Here is a 1,588-nt window from a genome sequence, read left to right on the forward strand (position 1 = left end):
CCATCTCCAGCGCCTGGACGCCGTTCCGGGTCGCCAGTTCATTTGACTGCTGAACGCCGCCTGCCATCAGCCTGCTCCTTGGTCGGTGAATCGCTGGGGAGGATCGGCACGATGCTAGGGGCCGAAGGTCCGTGACACCGGCCGCCGTTGAGGAACATCTGAGCTGTAGGTCCCTCGATCTCTGCACCTTCGTGCAACGCACCGCGCCGGCCGCCCCACCCCTCATCCGCCGGCCGCCGGCCGCCGGCAAGGATCCATTCGGAGTACCGGAGGAGGCCGTCCCGATCGGCGACGGAAACCGGCTGACCCTACGGAGATCTTCCCGCAGGCCGGGGGCCATCGTCGGCGTGCCGCCGCCCGCGGCCGCGCCCGCGTCCACGTCCACGTCCGGTCCCGACCGCGGCATGGACAGCAGCGGCGAAGGCAGCCTCACCACGTCCGATTCCGCGTACCCCCCGGTGTCGGGGATTCCCCTGGCCGGACCACCCCTCACAGCGGTGCCGCCAGGGGCCGGCGAGGCTGATCCGACGGCACCGACGAGACTCCCGTCCTCCGGGGAACCCAGCACCGTACCGGCCATGACGACTGTGCAGTGCCCTACGGGACCGGGCCGCCGCCTGTGGGGGCGGCTTGAGGTTCACAGCGGGCGGTCACGCCCAGCTGCACCTGCCCGGAACAGCGGCGTATGCCGGACGTGACTACGCAGGCAGCGAGCCGCCCTCCTCCCCACCGATCATCCGGTCCAGGATCTCCCGCACCTCTGCCGGGAAGAGCTCAGGGTGCCCGCGCAACACAATCGCACGGTCCTCCCGACCGAGCGCATCGCCCAGCGACACTTCCGTGCCGGGTGCGAGCGCCCAAGTAACCGCGGCCGACGTCGACCACGGCAGTCCCTCCACGTGGTCGCGCCGCACACGAGCGTCCAGCACCGCCGGGGAGTCGAGCAGCTCATCGAGTCCGGTCCCGCCCTGGCCGAGCGTGCTCTCCTCCTCCAGCCGAACATCGACAGCCTGAGGGTCCCCGGCCGCCTCCGCCAGCCGGACCGACCCGCCCGGCAGGGACAGAGGCTGCCCCGGCCGCCTCAGGCGGTAGTCCACCGCCGACGCCGCATCAGGCCCGGTCCCAATTCGCCGCGCCGCCGACCGCTGAAGGACCCACGCCTCCGCATCGAACGACTCACCAGGCTGCCGCAGCCGCAGCAACTCCAGCCGCAACGCCTCATACTCACCCCTGATCCGCCCCGATATCTCAGCGTCCGGTCCACGACTTCCTTTTCGGTAGCAATAAGCTGCCTTTCTCTTAACCCCGATCACCCTGGCTACTACCTCGTCCGTACCCAGGACATCACAAATCTTTTGCACAAGCTCCGGGGTGGTGGCGGCATCCGCAGATGGCCACTCTTCCACGTTCAACGCCTCGAGTTCACCCACGGAGAACCCGGCCATGAAACTTTCGACCGCCTCCCGCTCCGCCACCCGCGCGCGGACCCACTCCTTCGCATCGAACGACTCACCCAGCTCCCGCAGCCGCAGCAACTCCAGCCGCAACGCCTCGTACTCAGCCCTGAACCGCCCCACGCTCGCAGGCC

The 1,588-nt window shown here is 69.5% G+C and carries 1 protein-coding gene; it reads right to left on the reverse strand.

Translation table 11 applies throughout. The features are described from left to right. Positions 1–698: 698 nt before the first annotated feature. A partial coding sequence (locus ABZZ20_RS36830; protein ID WP_356877422.1) for a hypothetical protein occupies positions 699–1,588 on the reverse strand: 890 nt, incomplete at its 5' end.

The sequence above is a fragment of the Streptomyces sp. NPDC006430 genome (assembly GCF_040612395.1).
In the GTDB taxonomy this organism is placed as follows: Bacteria; Actinomycetota; Actinomycetes; order Streptomycetales; family Streptomycetaceae; genus Streptomyces.